Annotated in this window: 15 protein-coding genes and 1 pseudogene (1 of these 16 only partly in view); 3 read left to right on the top strand and 13 right to left on the bottom strand. The window is 44.9% G+C overall.

Annotated elements, in window-relative coordinates; genetic code table 11:
* Window positions 1-25: 25 nt before the first annotated feature.
* From dtd to CKO50_RS16240, 3 genes are read right to left on the bottom strand one after another with little or no spacing between them, the layout of a single operon-like run.
* Complete coding sequence (gene dtd / locus CKO50_RS16250; RefSeq protein ID WP_095729001.1) at window positions 26-466, bottom strand: D-aminoacyl-tRNA deacylase; 441 nt, start codon at window positions 464-466, stop codon at window positions 26-28.
* Window positions 467-485: 19 nt separating this feature from the next.
* The gene (locus CKO50_RS16245) at window positions 486-1,430 is read right to left on the bottom strand and encodes an alpha/beta fold hydrolase (RefSeq protein ID WP_095729000.1); all 945 of its coding nucleotides are present in this window, start codon (window positions 1,428-1,430) and stop codon (window positions 486-488) included.
* A 42-nt stretch (window positions 1,431-1,472) separates the two neighbouring features.
* Entirely contained in the window at window positions 1,473-2,375 is a 903-nt protein-coding gene (locus tag CKO50_RS16240) for a virulence factor BrkB family protein (RefSeq protein ID WP_217989658.1), read from the bottom strand.
* A gap of 136 nt (window positions 2,376-2,511) precedes the next feature.
* On the opposite strand from CKO50_RS16240, the gene CKO50_RS16235 reads away from it, so the two are divergent.
* Entirely contained in the window at window positions 2,512-3,159 is a 648-nt protein-coding gene (locus tag CKO50_RS16235) for a DUF2959 domain-containing protein (protein WP_095728998.1), read from the top strand.
* A gap of 168 nt (window positions 3,160-3,327) precedes the next feature.
* Here CKO50_RS16235 and CKO50_RS16230 read toward each other — a convergent pair whose 3' ends face one another.
* From CKO50_RS16230 to CKO50_RS16205, 6 genes are all read right to left on the bottom strand, one after another.
* Window positions 3,328-5,313, bottom strand: a complete 1,986-nt coding sequence (locus CKO50_RS16230; protein WP_255230106.1) for an LTA synthase family protein — start codon at window positions 5,311-5,313, stop codon at window positions 3,328-3,330.
* Window positions 5,314-5,562: 249 nt separating this feature from the next.
* Window positions 5,563-6,222 (bottom strand): 3-oxoacid CoA-transferase subunit B, encoded by a 660-nt coding sequence (locus CKO50_RS16225; protein WP_095728996.1) that lies wholly within the window; start codon window positions 6,220-6,222, stop codon window positions 5,563-5,565.
* Window positions 6,222-6,926, bottom strand: coding sequence for a CoA transferase subunit A (locus CKO50_RS16220; protein WP_095728995.1), 705 nt, complete (start codon window positions 6,924-6,926; stop codon window positions 6,222-6,224). Before CKO50_RS16220 ends, CKO50_RS16225 begins: the two co-directional genes overlap by 1 nt.
* 8 nt (window positions 6,927-6,934) lie before the next feature.
* A complete protein-coding gene (locus tag CKO50_RS16215) occupies window positions 6,935-7,690 on the bottom strand; it encodes a 3-hydroxybutyrate dehydrogenase (protein ID WP_095728994.1) in 756 nt (251 codons plus the stop codon).
* Window positions 7,691-7,703: 13 nt separating this feature from the next.
* Window positions 7,704-8,882 (bottom strand): homoserine O-acetyltransferase, encoded by a 1,179-nt coding sequence (locus CKO50_RS16210; RefSeq protein ID WP_095728993.1) that lies wholly within the window; start codon window positions 8,880-8,882, stop codon window positions 7,704-7,706.
* Between the two features lie 15 nt (window positions 8,883-8,897).
* Window positions 8,898-10,202, bottom strand: a complete 1,305-nt coding sequence (locus CKO50_RS16205; RefSeq protein WP_095728992.1) for a GntP family permease — start codon at window positions 10,200-10,202, stop codon at window positions 8,898-8,900.
* Window positions 10,203-10,450: 248 nt separating this feature from the next.
* Here CKO50_RS16205 and CKO50_RS16200 point away from each other — a divergent pair, with 248 nt between their 5' ends.
* Entirely contained in the window at window positions 10,451-12,733 is a 2,283-nt protein-coding gene (locus CKO50_RS16200) for a TonB-dependent receptor (RefSeq protein ID WP_095728991.1), read from the top strand.
* Between the two features lie 97 nt (window positions 12,734-12,830).
* Window positions 12,831-13,496, top strand: a complete 666-nt coding sequence (locus tag CKO50_RS16195) for a response regulator transcription factor (protein WP_010607743.1) — start codon at window positions 12,831-12,833, stop codon at window positions 13,494-13,496.
* 4 nt (window positions 13,497-13,500) lie between these two features.
* On the opposite strand, the gene CKO50_RS16190 is transcribed toward CKO50_RS16195, so the two are convergent.
* The 4 genes and pseudogenes from CKO50_RS16190 to rpsQ form a co-directional block, all read right to left on the bottom strand.
* Window positions 13,501-16,959 carry a PAS-domain containing protein gene (locus tag CKO50_RS16190; RefSeq protein WP_095728990.1) on the bottom strand — a complete coding sequence of 1,153 codons (3,459 nt, stop codon included), beginning with the start codon at window positions 16,957-16,959 and terminating at the stop codon, window positions 13,501-13,503.
* 97 nt (window positions 16,960-17,056) lie between these two features.
* Entirely contained in the window at window positions 17,057-17,395 is a 339-nt protein-coding gene (locus tag CKO50_RS24790; RefSeq protein ID WP_255230097.1) for a hypothetical protein, read from the bottom strand.
* Between the two features lie 10 nt (window positions 17,396-17,405).
* Complete coding sequence (locus tag CKO50_RS16185) at window positions 17,406-18,998, bottom strand: methyl-accepting chemotaxis protein (RefSeq protein WP_255230094.1); 1,593 nt, start codon at window positions 18,996-18,998, stop codon at window positions 17,406-17,408.
* A 321-nt stretch (window positions 18,999-19,319) separates the two neighbouring features.
* Window positions 19,320-19,337: pseudogene (gene rpsQ / locus CKO50_RS16180) on the bottom strand (30S ribosomal protein S17); its annotated part runs 163 nt beyond the window's last position; the annotation flags it as partial.

Here is a 19,337-nt window from a genome sequence, read left to right as displayed (position 1 = left end):
TGGCCCTAGTTTTTAAGTCAAATCACTATTCAACACTAAAATTAAAAGTCACAGGGCCGTCATTCAGTAAACTTACCTTCATATCCGCAGCAAATTGTCCCGTCGCGACTTTCAACCCTGCTACCTTAGCTTGAGCCACAAAGTATTCGTAGAGTGTATTCGCTTGCTCAGGTGTTCCTGCGCTCGAAAAACTTGGCCTCATGCCTTTTTTAGTGTCTGCCGCCAAGGTGAATTGCGATACAACCAATAGTTCGCCTTCAATGTCTTTTAAACTTAAATTCATTTTTCCCTTGTCGTCAGTAAAAATACGGTAGTTACTTACCTTGTGCAGTAACTTATCCGCCGTTTGCTCGGTATCCGACTTTTCAACGCCTAATAGTAACAATATCCCCTGATCGATTTGACCTACAATCTCACCTTCTACTTCTACCTTTGCTTCTCTGACCCTTTGAATTAGTCCTTGCACTACCTACCTCTTGTGACTGCTAATGATGCTGAATTTTGCACAGTAATAGATCAGCCGCCCGCCTTATTGCTTCTGCATAAACGGGGTTAGCACAACAATGCCCAACCCCATTCAAAATCAGCAACTGCGCCTTAATACTTTGTGCTAACTGATGAACCGGTGCGTATCGACACATTAAATCATGCCGACTGTGAATAAACCAGATAGGTAAGTGATTGAGCTGATGTGCATCCGCCGTAATTTGCTGTGTTTTGATAAAGCACTGGTGACTAAAAAAATGTACCATATGCTGTGCTTTACTGAGCTGTTTGTCTGCTTTGCAAAGCCTAATACCTTGCGTATCACTATCCGTTGTGATCAGGTTATCCCACTCACACCATCGCTGCGCCGCTTTTCTTTTGAGTAATTCATCCTCGCCAAAGAGTGCCGAATGATAATGGTCTAGCAAGGATTCCACAGTTTGTGCACCTTGTGCAAAGGCAAGGTACTGCTCTGGATAAATTTGCGCGGGGGCACCTTGGCTGCCATAAAGCCAATGAAGGTCCGCCTCATTGCCCAAAAAACTCGACCACAACACCATCCCCAAGACATCTTCACGATGTTGCTCAGCATAAAGAAGTGCCAGCATGGCACCGAAAGACTCCCCGGCGAGTACAACCTTTTGCAGCCCCAAATGCGCACGAATGGAGTGAATATCTTTCAGCAGGTTCGCGGTATTTATATTACCAAAGTCAGCAGGCGTTGAGTTGCCACAGCCTCGCTGACTAAACAGGATGATGCGGTATTTTTGCGGATTGAAATAACCGAGCACATTACGAGAATGGCCCTGACCTGGGCCACCATGCAGCATGATAAGTGGTGTGCCATCACTGCAGCCATATTCCTCTATGCCCAATTGATGTCCTTCACCTACCGCGAGATGAAAGCGACGCAATGCATCGCCATGTTGATACAATAAGCTCATAACTCCCCCTTGGGGGCTTAAGCTAACCGTTATCGGTAAAAGCTAAAGTCCCTGCGCGTCTGGTGGGTCAAACTCCGAGCTTGCATCTAGTCCTGCAGCTTCCATATCTTGGGTTAAGCACACGGTAAACTCAGCACCTAACAACACCACTATCCAAGATAAATATACCCAAACAAAAAGAATAGGTACTGTTGCGAGTGCTCCATAGATAACTTCGTATGAGGGAAAATGGCTAATGTATAATGCAAAGCCTTTTTTCGTTAGCTCGAATAACAAAGCTGCAAACAAAGCACCCGGAACCGCGGCTCGAAATGACACACTGGTATTTGGTACTAAAGTATAGAGCATGATGAAGCCAACCATAGAAATTAAATAGGGCAACATCTTAATTAGTGCACCACTAAACCCAGGGATCCCTTGATCGGCAAATGTCACTAAAGAAACGATATAAGATGTCATACCAATACTCGCGCCCAATAGCACAGGGCCAAGCGTGAGCACCATCCAATAAATCGCAAACGAAATCATCAACGGGCGTTTCTGCTTCACTCGCCAAATTCGGTTGAGTGTGGTGTCAACATTGCGAATAAGTAACAAAGCCACAACGGCCAAAAAGCTCACCCCCACAGCTGTCATCTTATTCGCATTGCCAGTAAACGCACTAATGTGCTCTTTAATGGTGTCCGTAGATGTTGGCACAAAGTTATTGAACACAAAGTTTTCAATAGCAAAACGCGTATCTTCAAATCCAGGAAACGCCGAAAAAATTGCCACACCCACCGCAACTAAGGGGACTAACGAAAGTAGTGTGACATACGCTAAATAGCCCGCGTTGACCGTGATCTGGTCCTCAATACAACGCTTACTATAGCGGCGCCACCAGCTAGGCTGAGAATGTAAGAATCGCAGTGCTACGACCTTTATTTCGGTTATTCTTTGCATCATAATCAAGTTAATATTCATGGATCACTTTACACATCATAACAATCCCCGCCATAATTTATAACGCTAAATAGTAATATATAACGACGGTCACGTGGCCACTTACTAATTATTGACCTTCTAGAGCCCGGGAGTGCAAATGAAGAAACTCACCTTAAGCGCAGTGTTACTTTTACTCGTTACTGGCTGCCAGAGTGCCTATTACGCCACTATGGAAAAGTTTGGTGTGCATAAACGCGAGATATTGGTTGATCGTGTCGAAGAAACAAAGGAGTCCCAAGAGGAATCACAAAAAGAGTTTCAATCAGCGTTGGAAAGACTCACCACGTTAATTAACTTTGATGGTGGTGAATTACAAGAAGCCTATAACCTGCTTAACGATGACTACCAGTCATCCCTTGCCGCTGCAGCTGAAGTAAGTAGCAATATAGACAAAGTGGAAGACGTAGCCAATGCGCTATTTGACGAGTGGCAAGATGAACTTGAGCAATATTCAAGTGCAAACCTAAAACGCGAGAGTGCTAAGCAATTAAGCCAAACACAGCGCCAATTTGAACGCTTACTTCGCTCAATGCGCAGCAGTGAAGCCAAAATGCAGCCCGTGCTCGACTCGCTACAAGATAATGTGCTGTATCTTAAACATAACCTAAATGCACAAGCGGTAAGCGCTATTAAAGGTGAGTTTACGGGGTTAAAGCGTGATATTAGCGCCCTAATCGCTGATATGAACCGCTCTATTGAAGATTCGAACAAGTTTATTGCTGAGATGAATGCACGTAGCGCGTGAGTATCTTAGTCATTAACAGTTAATAAATAAGACTAAATAGTATCATCCAAAAAGCATACCTCACTGCTATAGTGATTTGCACTTATAAGAATACGATTACAGGCCATGCTAATCAAAAGATTAGTATGGCCCTCGGGTTTAACAGTCTATATTGGCCCACGTCGCAGTTTAATGAGGTGTAGGACTCCCCATTAGTAATTGCCATGCAGCAGCCATATAAGTTTGATATTCAAGGGTTGGTGCTGGCTGCTCAACACCTTTATCACCCTGTTTGGGGTTAACCTGATAGCTATAAAACTGCTCACCATCACCTTGTTTCCAAACTCGCTCCGTATCTCGAATTGTTTTATAACCAAAAACATTTTCTGGAGCTTCAGAACCAACAAGTGAATAGCAAAAACTAGAAAACGATGTGTTGGACCTTGCTATCAAGTCCATAATCGTTGCTGTGATATCCATATGTGAAGCAATTGTTCGGTTACTCAATTTAGGTGAAACCCCTTGCCCCAGTATAAGGATTGGGACATGGGTGAGTTCGTACAAGTTAGGCTTAGCATGAAAATAGCGGCGGCTGTAGTGATCTCCCGTAATGATAAATAGCGCGTCAGGATATTTGTGTTGCATATTATCTACAAACTGTCCCATCATTTGATCGGAATACCATAAGTGTCCAAGAGTGTTAGCAGATAACACCTCATCACCCATCCGCTGAAACTGAGCTGGGTAGTCACCATTTTTCCAAGGGTAATCGCTAGCTGAAAAATCTAAATTAAATGGGCCGTGATAGCTAGTCGTCATAATCAAATTAAAGCTATTTTCTGGCACTGACTGGCTAACGAGATCAAATAGCTGCCCATCATCAACCCCCCATACACCGGCACTTCCCTTACCTCCTGCATTTGCCGCCGAATAAATATGATCGACGCCATGCCTACTCATAAAATCACCTACTGTTTGCCAAGACAATAAGCCGCCATAAAAAAATTGTGATATATAACCTTGCCCCTCCATCAAATGGATTAACGAGTATGTTTGAGCCTTACTCGTGAGACGGCTCATGTTAATACCACTAAATGGAATCCCTGAAACTAGACTGGACAATGAGTTCATTGTACTTGAAGCAGCAGGCAACGCTTGTTCAACATAAATACCCTTTGCTTTTAGTCGATGAAAATTTTCTGTTAGCGCTAAATCCCTATATTTATCCTGCAGAGGCCAAGAATCAAAGCTTTCCATTACAATGTAAAAAATGCGCGAAGGTTTTTGAATTAAGGGCCCCATACTACGGGTTTCATTATTTAGCAGCGCATCATCGATCTCATGCTTATCGGCCAAATAAGGATTAGTACTTAACGTGGTGAGCTGATTTAATTCACCATAGTCTTGTATCGCGTAAAAAAAACTACGGAACGGGTTAATAACTAAGTTGTTTACAAATGGATCTGTAGTGACGGCCGACCACTTTCTTGATGCAGGACGAGAGTCAAATGAGCCTCTAGCGGCGCAAACAAACATAACGAACACCAATATCGAAATAATTGCTTGCTTGATTCTGCTCTTCGGACAAATGTTTATCAGTAAGCGATAACTTCTCTTATCCACAAAACGAGTCCATACGACTACGCAAGATAGCAGTATACCTATGCTCAACAAACTACCCCAAGGCTTATACTGCTGAATGACCGTGCTCAGTATAGCCTGCTGATCATCATATAACCCTTCCAGCATAAAATAATTGTATTGAGTTCCATACTCACTGATATAAGTTATCCCGCAGATTCCTAATAATACAAAAACACTCAGATAAATTAGCCCTATTATATTGCGTACTCGTCTAACCCAATTATCTAATCGCAAAGGTTGTAGGAAACAATTCAGCAAAAAAGGAATAGCGAGACAAACTCCAGCAGCGGAGGAGTCAAATTTAAAACCAGTGGCTAAGGCATCAAATATTTGCTTAGCCGTGATATTTAACGAAATGTTCTCGCTGAAATGAAATAGATAAAATAGCCTAAATGACATAAGTAGAAATACCCCACTCAGCCATAATAAAAGTATCTTCCAACTCTCAGTAATAAAAAGGTACCACCGCCCCACCTTTGGTGCGCTAAAAGAAGCTTGCATTGAATGTCCTTTGCAAATTGTAATAAACAATTGTACCAATTTCAGGTTTATATGGGAGGCTTTATAGGTAAGTGTTTACTATTTTTTACAATTTTATGACTGCGATGAGAAGCTATAGCAGGGGAAGGATAATTAAGGGAAAAATAGGACTTTTAGATAACTGAGAAGGTATGTTGATTACAAGCCACTTTGTGAAAGCGGCGCAGAATAACAAATGTAGCGCAGCTCGCGTTAAAGCCAGCTGCGTGCATAGCATGGAAACTCAGCTTTAGTTCAACCCTAGCTAAATACCATCTCCGGTACGTCATCAGGGCAAATCAATATGCCTGCGGTTTTCGCTTGAATTTCCGCGACGCTAACACCTGGAGCTCGCTCAAGTAAATGAAACGCACCACCTTTGACTTCAAGCAGCGCAAGATCGGTTACTATCTTATTGATACAGTTTACGCCGGTGAGCGGTAAACTGCAGTGCTGTAGCAGCTTGGACTCGCCTTGTTTATTCGCATGCGTCATGGTGCAAATTATATTTTTAGCCCCAGCGACCAGGTCCATCGCGCCACCCATGCCCTTGATAAGCTTACCTGGGATCATCCAGCTGGCAAGATTACCTTGCTGATCTACTTCAAAAGCGCCAAGCACCGTCAGGTCCACATGACCGCCACGGATCATTGCAAAGCTTTCTGCCGAACTAAAAATGGCAGCTCCCGTACGGGCCGTAACGGTTTCCTTACCCGCATTGATCATATCCGCATCCACTTTCTGTTCAGTTGGATAAGCGCCCATGCCTAATAAACCGTTTTCCGATTGCAGCATCACATCCATACCCTGCGGCACATAATTGGCCACCAGCGTGGGGATCCCAATGCCAAGGTTGACATAAAACCCACCTCTTAATTCCTGTGCCACTCGCATGGCCATTTGCTCTCTGGTTAATGCCATTATGCTTGCTCCTTCACAGTACGTTTTTCGATGCGTTTTTCGAACTGTCCTAGAATCACTCTGTCGATATAAATTCCGGGGGTATGAATTTGGCTCGGTTCGATTTCGCCGGGCTCAACTATTTCTTCCACTTCAACGACGGTAATTTTTCCAGCTGTTGCGGCCATTGGGTTAAAGTTCATGGCGGTGTGGCGATAAATACAGTTGCCAAAACGGTCTGCTTTCCACGCTTTTACAATGGCAAAGTCTCCCGTAATACTCGGCTCTAAAATATATTCTCTATTACCAAACGTTTTTACCTCTTTGCCCTCAGCGACAGGTGTACCAACGCCTGTTGCGGTATAAAAAGCGGGGATCCCAGCTCCACCTGCGCGCATCTTTTCTGCAAGTGTCCCTTGTGGAGTTAATTCAACTTCCAATCCACCGCTCAATAACTGCTGCTCAAACAAGGCGTTTTCTCCCACATAGGAAGCCACCATTTTGCGGATCTGGTTATCCTCAAGCAAAATCCCTAAACCAAACCCGTCTACTCCGCAGTTATTAGAAACCACGGTTAAGTCCTTTGTGCCCATGTGGCGTATTTGGCTTATCAAACCTTCTGGGATCCCGCATAAACCAAAGCCCCCCGCAATCACGGTCATGCCATCACACAGTCCTGTCATTGCTTCTTCGTAGCTTACGACTACCTTATCAAATCCAGCCATCATTCCTCCTATTGCACTGTCCAGCCGCCGTCCAGCACAATGGCTTGGCCAGTAATGTTGCGTGACTCATTTGCGAGTAAAAAATTGACAGCATGAGCAATCTCATCCAACCCTATAAAGGCCTTTTTCGGCATTGGTGCCAACATAATATTGTTTATCACTTCATCTTCGCTGATCCCATGCTGTTTCGCTTGCGCGGCAATTTGCTGTTCTACTAATGGGGTTTTTACATAAGCGGGGCAAATGGTGTTCACGGTGATATCGCAGTCCGCGGTTTCCAGCGCCAATACTTTGCCAAACCCCATCAACCCATGTTTTGCAGCGACATAAGCAGACTTATACTTAGAAGCGACTAGAGCGTGGATAGAACCAATATTGACGATGCGGCCAAAGCCGCCTCTGCGCATATGCGGCAATACTGCCTTACACAACATGGCGGGGCCTGTTAGCATCACGTCTTGCAGCAATTGCCATTTATCTTCTGGATAATGCTCCAGTGCTTCAACATGTTGCACACCTGCGTTATTGATAAGCACATCAATGTTATCGTGCTGACGGACAAAGTCAGCGATGTCTTGCTTACTAGCAATATTGAGCGCAAACGCTTGAGCATTTCCTCCGTCACTGACGATAGACTCAGCCACCGTCTGTGCTTGCGCTAAGTTCAAATCTACGAGCAATAAACTGTAACCTTGTTTGCTCAAGGCCATCGCGATATAGCGACCAATGCCACTTGCAGCCCCTGTGATCAACGCCGTCTTCATCGTCACTCCTTGATTATTTTGCTAAGAACTGAGCAATAGTGTCAGCCTGTGATTGAATTGAAAAAATACCGTCTAAATGCCCCCAAACGCCTTCTATCTCTGTGATCTGCACGTCTTTATTCTTGGCTTTTAGGGTTTCTGCTAACTTACGAATGGGCTCAGGCCTTAATAACAAGTCATTGCTTGCAGGCATCAACAAAACCTTTGCTGTGATTTTATCAATAGCGCTATCAAAATTACCTTGCATGCCTGCGGTGTATAGTTGCGAGGCGCGGACTAAGTACAAGATTGAATTCGCGTCTTGCGTTTCGGCCCTCGCTCGTGCGCGCGTGGCTAGCGTTTGGCTGAGTTTAGGAAGCTGACGAATATCTTGTTTTGCTTTGGGATCAAGCACAATAAAGTCTGGAAAACTGGCGTTGTAAATAGCGGGGTGCATCGCATCTTGAGTAATATTAAGCATCGTGGCCGTGAGTCCAGCAAGCGGCCTTTCCCCGTCGTAGTAGTCCCCGCCCTGCCAATTTGGATCAAGTCGAATAGGTAAAGCCCATTTCTCTAGCGCTGCAACAGTCCAAGCATCCATCTTTGCCGCGCCAATCACATGAATTAAACGTGACACTTTTTCGGGGTAGCGCACCGACCATTCTAACGCTTGGAAAGACCCCATAGACGCGCCCATCACCGCATGTAGTTTGTCGATACCTAAGCTATCCAATAGTTGCTTTTGCACTTCAACAAAGTCACCGATGGTCACCACGGGAAAATCCAAGCCGTAAGGTTTGCCCGTTTTCGGATTAATAGACGCTGGGCCCGTCGTGATAACATCTTTACTATGCCAGTTTGCATTGACCAAAGTATCTGCGCTTATCACAAAGTACTTGTTAGTATCTATCGCTTTACCCGGGCCGATAATGGCATCCCAGTAACCCGCCAATACGTCAGACTCTCGATACTTACCCGCAGCGTGAGATGTGCCAGAAAAGAAATGCGTGATCAAAATTGCATTGCTTTTGTCGGCATTTAACTTGCCATAGCTTTCCCAGCCGACCTTAACGTCAGGAATACTGGCTCCAGACTCCGTAGTAAAATGCGCGAGTGTAAATTCCCGCTTTTCAACCAGCATAGATTTGTTTGTCTCACTGCCATAGACAATATTGCTGGCAACGAACAAAAGTAACAGGAAAATCCGCTTCATTGCTGTATCACTCCGTTAAAATAAGATGAATAGGGTTAATGCGAGGGCAACGCCCACCAGCGGCACGACCGCAGTCAACGCAGCCATGGACCAATATGCTCGTTGATGTGTTTCTTTACAGATGGCGCGAATGGTTGTGACCACATAACCGTTGTGCGGTAAGGTATCCAAAGCGCCTGAGCTAATAGCGACAACACGATGTAATTGTTCTGGATTGACACCCGCATCAATGTAGTGCGGTGCCACTAAAGGTAACGCAATAGCTTGCCCACCGGATGCAGAGCCGGTTAAACCGGCTATTACACTTACCGCCACAGCGGCGCCAAGTAGCTCATTACCGGGCATCTGTGTCATCAACTCGACCGCTAATTGAAATGCCTCGGTGTTTTTTGCTACCGCACCAAAACCAACCACTGCACTAGTATTACCGATAGCAACTAGCGCACCTGTTGTACCTAAGTTAATCGCAGCACCCATGTTGTGAAAATGCTTAAAGTTAATCGCGACAATACTGAGTACACCACCAAGTAGAGCTACAATGAGTGCACTTTGCTGCAACACATCATGAAGTGTAAAAGATAAGATCAACACCACGATTAGAGGTAGTACGCCAGTGATTGGATGAGGGTAGTTACGTTCATGGATTTCAGGGTCGTCTTCTTTCGCCTCAAAGTGCTCTCCATTTGCTACCGCTTTGGCTATCATCTTTTTCAACCACCAATAGCCCGTAATAGCCATAAACGTGGCAACCACTAGACTGACTTCCCAAGCCGCATAAGGCGACGTACCTAAATATTTTATTGGGATCCAGTTTTGAATTTCAGGGGAGCCTGCCGAAGTCATGGTGAAGGTGACTGAGCCGAAAGCCAAAGTTGCGGGAATAAAGCGCCTTGGTAAATTGGCATCTTTAAATAAGCTGAGCGCCATAGGGTAGACAGAGAAAGCCACAATAAAAACGCTGACGCCGCCATACGTTAGTACCGCACAGGCAATCACCACCGCTAATACCGCATGTTTCATACCTAACTTGTCGACAATATAACGTGCCACGCTGTCGGCAGCACCGCTGTCTTCCATGAACTTACCGAACAAAGAGCCAAGCAAAAACATGAAAAACCAAGCACTCAAAAAGCCAGCAAAGCCATCCATATAAAGTGTAAGAAAGCTGCTTTCTACAGCTTCTGTGGGAAATAGCGCAACGCCACTCGTTAATGCGACCAATAAAGCGCACAGAGGAGCTGCGATAAACAAGTTTACGCCACGGAGAGTTAGCCAAATAAGCAGGCCAAGTCCTCCTGCCAATCCAAGCATACTGAGCATAAGGGCTTCCTTTTATTGTTATTAATGCCCGTTATAAATTGATGTGTTGGGCATACTGTTGATGAATATCAGTGTGGCGTGCAGGCACAATAAAAACCATAGTACTAAGGTTATAGAAGCCCTACACCCCGTGTTAATCCTAGCGTATCAAGGCATTAGTACTAAGGTACTAATAGAAAAACTTTACAACTCCCCTATGCTTTGATGTGACAACAAGCACCCAAAATGACAATAATAGGGACCACAGGATGAACAGTTACCAACCTAGATATTCAGCTATCGCGTTGGCTATTACACTCGCAACTCAAGTCAGCCCAGCGGCAGCAGAACAAGCAACACAATCAGAAGGCAAGCTAGAACGCATTGAAGTCACGGCGCGTAAGACGGTAGAAAACCTTCAAACCGTTCCGGTTGCAGTGACTTCTATCGGTGAAACCGATCTACTCGAAAATGGCATTTCGGTACTCTCTGAAGTCCAGCAGTTTTCACCCAATACCACACTTCAAGCTAGCCGAGGCACTAACTCTACCCTCACTGCCTTTATTCGTGGTGTCGGGCAACAAGACCCATTATGGGGTTATGAACCTGGTGTCGGCATTTACGTCGATGACATTTATTTGGCAAGGCCACAAGGGGCCGTACTCGACCTCCTTGATGTACAACAGATTGAAGTACTACGTGGACCGCAAGGGACGCTATATGGCAAAAATACCATTGGTGGCGCAATAAAATATGTCACTAAGGAAATGTCTGGCGATGCGACATTTAACGTGGAAGGGACTGTTGGTAGTTATAATCAACGCGATCTTAAGATCACAGGTCAACTGCCGCTCGTGGACGACACGCTCTATCTAGGTTATGGCTTTGCCACTTTGAATCGAGATGGCTTTGGTGAGTTCAAGGTTTCAACGCTACCCGGCCAAGACAAGGAAAACTACAATAAAGAAATTCAAGCTGCGCGGTTAACCTTAGAATATCGTCCAAGCGATGATTTGTTCTTCCGTTTAGCATGGGATAAAACCGACGATGACTCCAACTCTAAAGGGGGTTATCGCTTGTTGCCGAGCTTACTGACTGACGCCCCCGTGCCCGACAGCGTATTTGATTCTTACACCAGTATGCCAACTTGGAATAAAGTCGAGCTTGAGGGATATAGTTTGACCGCTCGCTGGGATCTTTCTGACGCCACCACGATAAAATACATCGGTGCTAGCCGAGATAGTTACTCCCCGACCAATATCGACTTTGATAATACGCCATTACGGATCTTTGATGTACCCGCCATTTATGATGACGAGCAAACCACGCATGAGATACAGCTAAGCCATGCAGGCAGCGGCTATAAATTTGTCTCAGGTCTATATTATTACGATGGCGAATCATGCGGTCAATTCCAAGCAATTTTGGAAGTGTTAGGACAAAGCTTAGGCGCTCCCGGTCTTACGCGAGAAGTCAGTGGTTGTAACAACTCAAATAGTAAAGCCGCGTACATTCAAGGCACCATTGATTTAGCAGAGCAGTGGTCGCTCACATTGGGCGCTCGTTATACTAAAGACAGCAAAGAGGCACAAGTCAGCAATGGTTTGGTCTTTGATGTCGTGTATCCCGAATCAAATTGGATCCCAGGTTATACACGCCCTGCTGGTGAACTCGTACCGTCAGTGCTTGATGATGAAGAAGATTGGTCACGGTTTACACCAAGAGTGGGAGTGGAATATCAATACAACCGCGATATTATGTTCTTTGCCAGCTATGCTCAAGGATTTAAATCCGGCACCTTCAACCCCAGAGCCAGCACCGCGGAGCCTGCTGCAGACCCTGAAATCGTAGATTCATTCGAAATCGGTATGAAAAGCGAATGGAACGACAATCTAAGAGCCAATATCACGCTATTCACCTTAGATCACAAAGACCGCCAATATATTTCCGTATTGCCCGGTGCAACTTCTGCCGATCTAAACCAACGACTTGGCAACATCGGTAAGTCTACAGCAAACGGTATAGAAGCAGAGCTGAGCTATGTCGCTACAGAGGCACTGAGTTTTGACGCCGCAATAGGATATATAGACAGCGACTTCGAAGAGGTACTCGATACTAACCCAGACACGGGCGCGACATTTGACAAATCAGACCGCTTTAGTATTTCTAACACCCCTGATTTAACTTTTAACCTTGGGACAACATATAAACTCTACAGTGATATTGGCGATTGGGTATTCAATGCCAGCTACTACCATCGTGGTGATTATGTCTTATTTGAGGAAGATAGCCTACTGACGCAGGATAGCTATGGTTTAGTCAACCTGAGTATTAATTGGTACAGCACAGATGGCAATTGGCGTGTTGGTCTTCATGGGAAAAACCTGACCGATAAAGAATATATGATAGGAGGCTATCAGTTCGTGACACCAGACCCGAGCGATCCGAGTAATGTGAGTAAGTACACGCCGGGGCTTGGTGGTGATAATACTTTGATAGGCTACTTTGGCGACCCAAGAACCGTTTCGCTTACCGTGGGTTATCGTTTTTAGCACCGAAAGCGAGGCTGCAAGGGAGCCTCGCTATCTCAATCACTTGATGTAGTTTTGGAAATACCCTATAACAACGGATACTAGGAGTTAGTTAAGGATGCCTCAGGTGCAAGCAATTATCGCTGATGACCACCCATTATTTCGCAGCGCACTCAAACAAGCCGCTGCACAAGCGATTGGTCATGACCCTATCAAAGAAGCCAGTACTTTAGACAGCTTATTCGAGATGTTGCTCGCGCATCCTGAAACAGAGCTAGTATTTTTGGACTTATCTATTCCTGGCGCGAAAGGTCTCGAAGGTCTTGCCCGGTTAAGAAATCAGTATCCAGACATATTAGTGATCATGGTTTCAGCCAACGAATCGGCAGCCATTATTAGCCAATGCATTGCCCTCGGGGCAAGCGCTTATATTCCCAAGTCTTCCTCACTAGAGGTGATCAGTGATGCCATCAAGCTCGTTATTGAAGGAGAAACTTGGTTACCCGAAATCGTGGATATCGCGCCTGAAAATGACAGCGAACAAGCGCAATTTGCGCGTAATTTAGAAAAGCTAACTCCCCAGCAATATCGAGTATTAACCATGATTGCCGACGGCCTTTTGAATAAGCAGATTGCGTATGCAATGTCGATTCAAGAGACCACCATCAAACAGCATGTTTCAGCTATTTTAAAAAAGCTCAATGTGTATAACCGCACCCAAGCTGGGATCCTCTTTAATCAGCTGGCTACAGATGTACACCTCGACGATGAAGCGAGTGCTTAACTAACTAGATTAGTCGCTTAATCATGCGCTTTAGGGCTGGTGTTTTAAGCGGTTTATACAGTAATGGGATCCCTGCATCACTCACTCGCTCTCGGATGGCTTCGTCATGGTTAGCCGTGTTGATAATGATTGGCATATCATCAAGCTTAAGCGCAGCTATCATCTCAAGCCCAGTGACACCATGATCAAGCTGATAATCCGCGATCAGCATATCTGCCCGACTCATTGCTTGCAAGGTGCTAAGCTCTGCTTCATCTCGCGCTACGGCCACCTGGCACCCCCAACTTAGTAATACTTGAGATAGTGCATTAAGCGCGTTGGCATCATTATCTAGCAACCAAATAGATAGCCCCGATAATTGTGTATCACCGCTGGGTTTGTCAGCGGTTACTTCGGTCTTTTGATCCGTCTGCATTCCAAAACTTGGCAGTGTTAAGGTAAATTGTGTGCCTTTATTAAGTTGTGAGCCAAGGGTGATGGGAATTTCCAACACTTCGCAAATTCGTTTGCTGATCGCAAGCCCGAGTCCTAACCCCTGCGCTAGCTCTTTACTATGAAGCTGTTTGAACTCTTGAAATATGGCGTCCTGATCTTGCTTTGCAATGCCCACACCTGTGTCTTCAACAATGATAGAAACGCTCTCCCCCTGACATTCAGCGATAAGCCTCACCGTACCAGACTCAGTGTAACGAATAGCGTTACTCAGTAAGTTTCCCAATACCCTTTTTAGCAGTGCTTTATCGGTGTAGAGCATGACATCACAAACCCGCACTGCAAACGCTAATCCTTTGTCTTTCGCAACCGCCCCATATTCATTTTCCAATGGTTCCAGCAGTGACGACAATGCAAAGCGCGAGCGATTAACCTTAAACGCCCCAGCCTCTAACTTTGTGAGCTCAAGAATGCTCGATAACAGTTCTTCAGCACTTGCCAATGAACTTTTGATGCTTTGCGAAAGCTCAGCTAAGTCGGTTCCTTGGGCCTTTTCACTCATCAATGAGCAAAACAGGCTCGCTGCGTTAAATGGCTGTAACAGATCATGACTTGCTGCGGCGAAAAAGCGGGTTTTACTCTCCGTTGCATGCTCTGCTTGGCGTTTAGCAGAAGATAAAGCTCGGTTGGCATCTATCAACTCTTTAGTCCTTGCCGCGACAGTTTCTTCTAGGTTCACATTAACTTGCTCTAGTAAGGATTGTTGTTTTACAAACTCAGTGATATCCGTATAGGTCGTTACAAATCCACCGCCAGGTAGGGGATTACCTTGCATTTCAAACACTCGGCCATCGTGGTGCTCGCGGCGGTAGCGATATGCATTGCCTCGTCGTAAATGTGATAGACGCTTCTCTACTTGCTGCTCGACATCAGCATCACCAAATAGCCCACGCTGCGCATTGTAACGAATAAGCTCAGCCACAGGACGCCCGATAAACAACGCATTGTCTGGATAATTAAACATTTCTGCGTAGCGCTGGTTCCAAGCGACCAATTGCAGTTGGCTATCTACTACACTTATCCCCTGACTGACGTTTTCTATCGTCGACTGCAGTAAGTCGCGATTAAAACGTAGCACCTGTGACGCTTCATCGACAAATTCTGCAACTTGCTCTAAAGGCTGGCGCTTTTCATCTTTGGCGACATCTAAAATCAGTTTCGCAGATGCCCCGCCAACGAGCGTCGACATCTCCCGTTCGATCATATTTTCAACTTGCAATGGCGCTGGCAGTTTCCAGTTTGCAGGTTCTTTAGGAAAATGAAGCTCAACAAGCTGCTGCGCACGCGCTTGCTCGCTAAAGCGCTGCAGTAATGTTGCCAAGTCTTGGTAACTCAATACCGTGTTAGCGGACTGTGCAGATTTGGACGGCATTACAAATTTATTGCTTTGTAAGCGCTCAGCAAGACGTGCTGATGAAATAAACGGCACCAGCAAATAAACCAACAAATTTGCACTTAAAGAGATAAGGACGGACTGGCTCGTACTGTCTAACCCCAGACCCAAAAAGTCTAAAGGTGCTAACCATGTGATATTCAAAGGCCCCGCGCTCAACCAGTGACTTTCGAAGTTAAAGCCACTAATGAGGCTCGGTAACAACAGCGTGTAAAACCAAATAGCAAACCCCGTCACAATCCCCAATTGCGCGCCTAAGCATGAAGCCCCACGCCACCATAAACCAACCACCATAGCGGGCGCAAACTGCGCAACCAAGGCAAATGACATGAGCCCCATATTGGCCAACGTGTTGCCCTCAGCCAGCACGCGATGACTGGCATAACTCAGTAATAAAATGCCAACAATGACCATCCGTCGAGCATTGAGCAGATTAAACTTAGATAAGCCCCGATGGCTCGAATTTAACTGCGAGCGGCGCAACAAAAATTGATTGATAAAGTCATTGGTGATCATAATAGATAGCACGATGGCTGAGACTATCACCATGCTCGTCGCCGCAGAGAACCCTCCTAAAAAGGCTATCAAAGCGACTACAGGTGCATCAGATCCCAGTGGTAAGGCAAGCACAAACGTATCGTAGCCAACATCTTGACCATTAAAATACACCAGCCCGGCATAGGCGATTGGCAAAATAAATAAATTAATCAGCAACAAATAAACTGGAAACAACCAGCGTGCGGTCTTAAATTGGTTTTGTTCATCATATTCAATAAAAGAGGTATGAAACTGCCTCGGCAAACACAGCGTTGCTAATACCCCTAAAAGAACATGAACTAGATAAACATAGGTTGGGCTAGCGGTTGCCTCGATTTGCTTGGTAATACCCTGCTGCTCCGCCTGGTTAAATAAGTGAGTGGGCGATTCAAAGAGCACAAAACAGACATACACACCGACAGCAATAAACGCCAGCAACTTAACTAATGACTCAAAGGCGATTGCAGTCATCAACCCTGGGTTATGCTCACTCGGTCTCAGCCTACGTGTGCCAAACAAAATGGCAAACAGGGCTAACAGCAAGGTGATATAAAAAGTACTATCCTGCCAAAACGTGACACTCACCCGCTGGGTGTCGCTTGTTAGCATACCGATACTGGCGCTGGTGGCATTAAGCTGAAGGGCAATATAGGGCACAACTGCAATGACTGAGATCAGAGAAATGAGCCCAGACAGACTAGAAGAATTACCGTAACGAGTAGCAATAAAGTCCGCCATGGAAGTGAGCTGCTGCTGGCGACATATTTCAGCAATTCGTGTGTAGATTTGCCAACCAAATATAAACAGTAAAATCGTGCCAACATAAGTTGGAGCAAGCCACCAGCCATTATTTGCAGCTTGCGCGGTAGTACCAAAAAACGCCCAAGAGGTGCAATACACCCCTAGTGACAAGGCATAGGTAACTTGCTTGGCACGATAAGATCTAAATTTCGTACTCGCCCTATCTGCGCCCCATGCAATGGTAAATAACAGCGCTAAATAAAGCAGCGCAATAAGACTGATCAGCCCGATAGAAAACATAACTGTGATGATTTTTTATTGTTTGCTCTAGCATAACGGCTGTACTGTAAAAAGACAGCGCACTTTAGTGCTATCCCTCAGTGCTTAATATCATCACTTATAATCTAAAACTGCTCACCGACTTATCCAATACACGAGATAAAGACAGCAGCGACAATGCTTCATCTGATGCTCGCTCGGCTCCGGTTGCTGTCTCTTGCGCGGTTTCGCTGATTTCTGTCACACTTTGCGAAAGCTGCTGTGTAACCGTGTTTTGCTCCTCAGAAGCACTGGCTATTTGTAGATTCATATCTTTAATCGTACTCACAGATGAAGAAATCGCTTGTAACACTTCATCCGTTTTCGCTGACTTGTCTGCTGTATCTTTAGCATCTTTAACGTTATCTCGCATCATGCCAACGGAGCGCTTCGCTTCATTTTGCAATTTAGAGATCATCTCTTGAATTTCATCTGTACTCTTCTGGGTACGANCCCCCCCCCCCAGCCACTACGGCAAAACCTCGCCCTTGTTCACCAGCCCTTGCGGCTTCAATCGCTGCGTTGAGCGCCAACAAATTAGTTTGCTCCGCTATCCCCCTGATAACATCCAAAATAGAACCAACCGATTCTGTTTCTTGTTCAAGATTCTCAATGGTTTTGCTAACATTTTCTATTTTACCAACTAGACCTTCCATTGCTTGCTGTGTTGCAACAACAACTTGAACACCTGAATTAGATTGAGAATCCGCATCGGTCGCAGCATCCGCTGCGAGTTGAGCACTTTGGGTTATTTCAGCAATCGTGGCAGCCATTTCATTCATCGAAACAGCACTATGACTGAGTTGCTCCATTTGGTTGTCCGCCCCCTGTTTAGACTGGGCAGTGATAGCACTAAGTGTTTCCGACGAGGAAGATAATGCATGCGTGGAGCTTTGAATTTCTGCAATGATGGCTTTTAGTTTGTCAGCCATATCACGCATTGCCAAATAAATACCGCTGACCGATTCCCCCCTGTCAAATTGTATAGAGAGGTCACCACTGGCAATCTTTGATGCCACTTCCGCGATTTCTTTTGGCTCTCCACCAATAGGGGTTTTGATTAAACGCGTAATATACCAGCTTAAAAAACAGCCTAGCAGGATCACAATACATGCAACAACAATAATGGTATTCACTGTGTTTTCACTTTGCGCTTGAGCAACTGGCCCTAATTCGTCTTGTTTATCTTTTATCGACGCTTTAATACGTGCTAAATAGCCCGCAATACTTTGACCATTTTTGTTAAGTGAGCCGGCTATTAACTGGTTCCTCTCAGTGATAATTCGCTGAACTTCGTTTACCCCTTCTGAGTAACGCTCCCCAAGTGACTCTGTATTTGCAATAAGTTGCTTGGCTGTGTCTTCCGTAAACTCCGACTTAGATTGGTTTAGTAAGTCCTTCTCTTGCTTAAGCTCTTTCATTGCTCTTTCATAATCTTCTGGCAGGTTACTCACTAAGAATTTACTAACAAATAATCGCCCTAGTAACAGTTTTTCTTGCATATGAGCAGCAACATTTAGCCCTTGAAAATCATTGCGTTCGACACTTAAATCCATTAACTGAGTAACATTTTTGCGCATTTTAGGACCTATTTGATCCAACGTATCGTTAACTAATGAATCTCTGCGATGGTAAAGCGTTAGGATCTGTTTAAAGGTTGCTTCATATTCGGTTAAAGCCTCTTCGCTTTTTTCTACTAGCGCCACCAACTCAGGCGTAGCTAGGATCTTTCTAGCTTCAAGAAAATCTCTATGTAATTGCTCTGTCTTTTGTTCAAATTGACGTACATCTTCTTGGGACTGCTGTTTGAGAAAATTTAAAACATTGACTCTGGTTGACAACAAGTTTGCTTCCAGACTACTTGCAAGGTTGCTTGCCCTGGCTAAGCTCCGATATTCTACAAAATTACTAAAGCCACCATTTAGCCCTATGTAAGCTACGCCTGAGAGCATTATCATTAAAGCAATCATAATTCCAAATGAAACCGATAATTGCTGACCTAACTTTAACTTTGTAAGCATATAACAACCTTAAACATCGTCTTCACGGATAGTCTAGTAGCTATTGCACGAGACGCACGAACAGATGCTACTTGTGTTTAATACAATAATAATTGACGTTGTTCACCATTTAGTAAAGGTATGTACCGATTAAAAAACAACTTTGGGGGATGCCGATATATCGCGCTTATTGCATTTAAAAGGAGCAGAGATTTGTTAATGGTTAATATTAGTTAGAACGGATTAGAGCTTATTACACGATAAAAATCCGCTATGACCGAGAAAGTGCTATTATTTATTCTCTTTAAAACACNAAAAGTCTAATTTAGTTAAAAACTAAAATTAAGCTTTCTTAGGACG

This window comes from Pseudoalteromonas sp. HM-SA03 (genome assembly GCF_002289345.1).
Lineage (GTDB): Bacteria > Pseudomonadota > Gammaproteobacteria > Enterobacterales > Alteromonadaceae > Pseudoalteromonas.
This window is presented reverse-complemented; position numbering and strand designations above follow the sequence as displayed.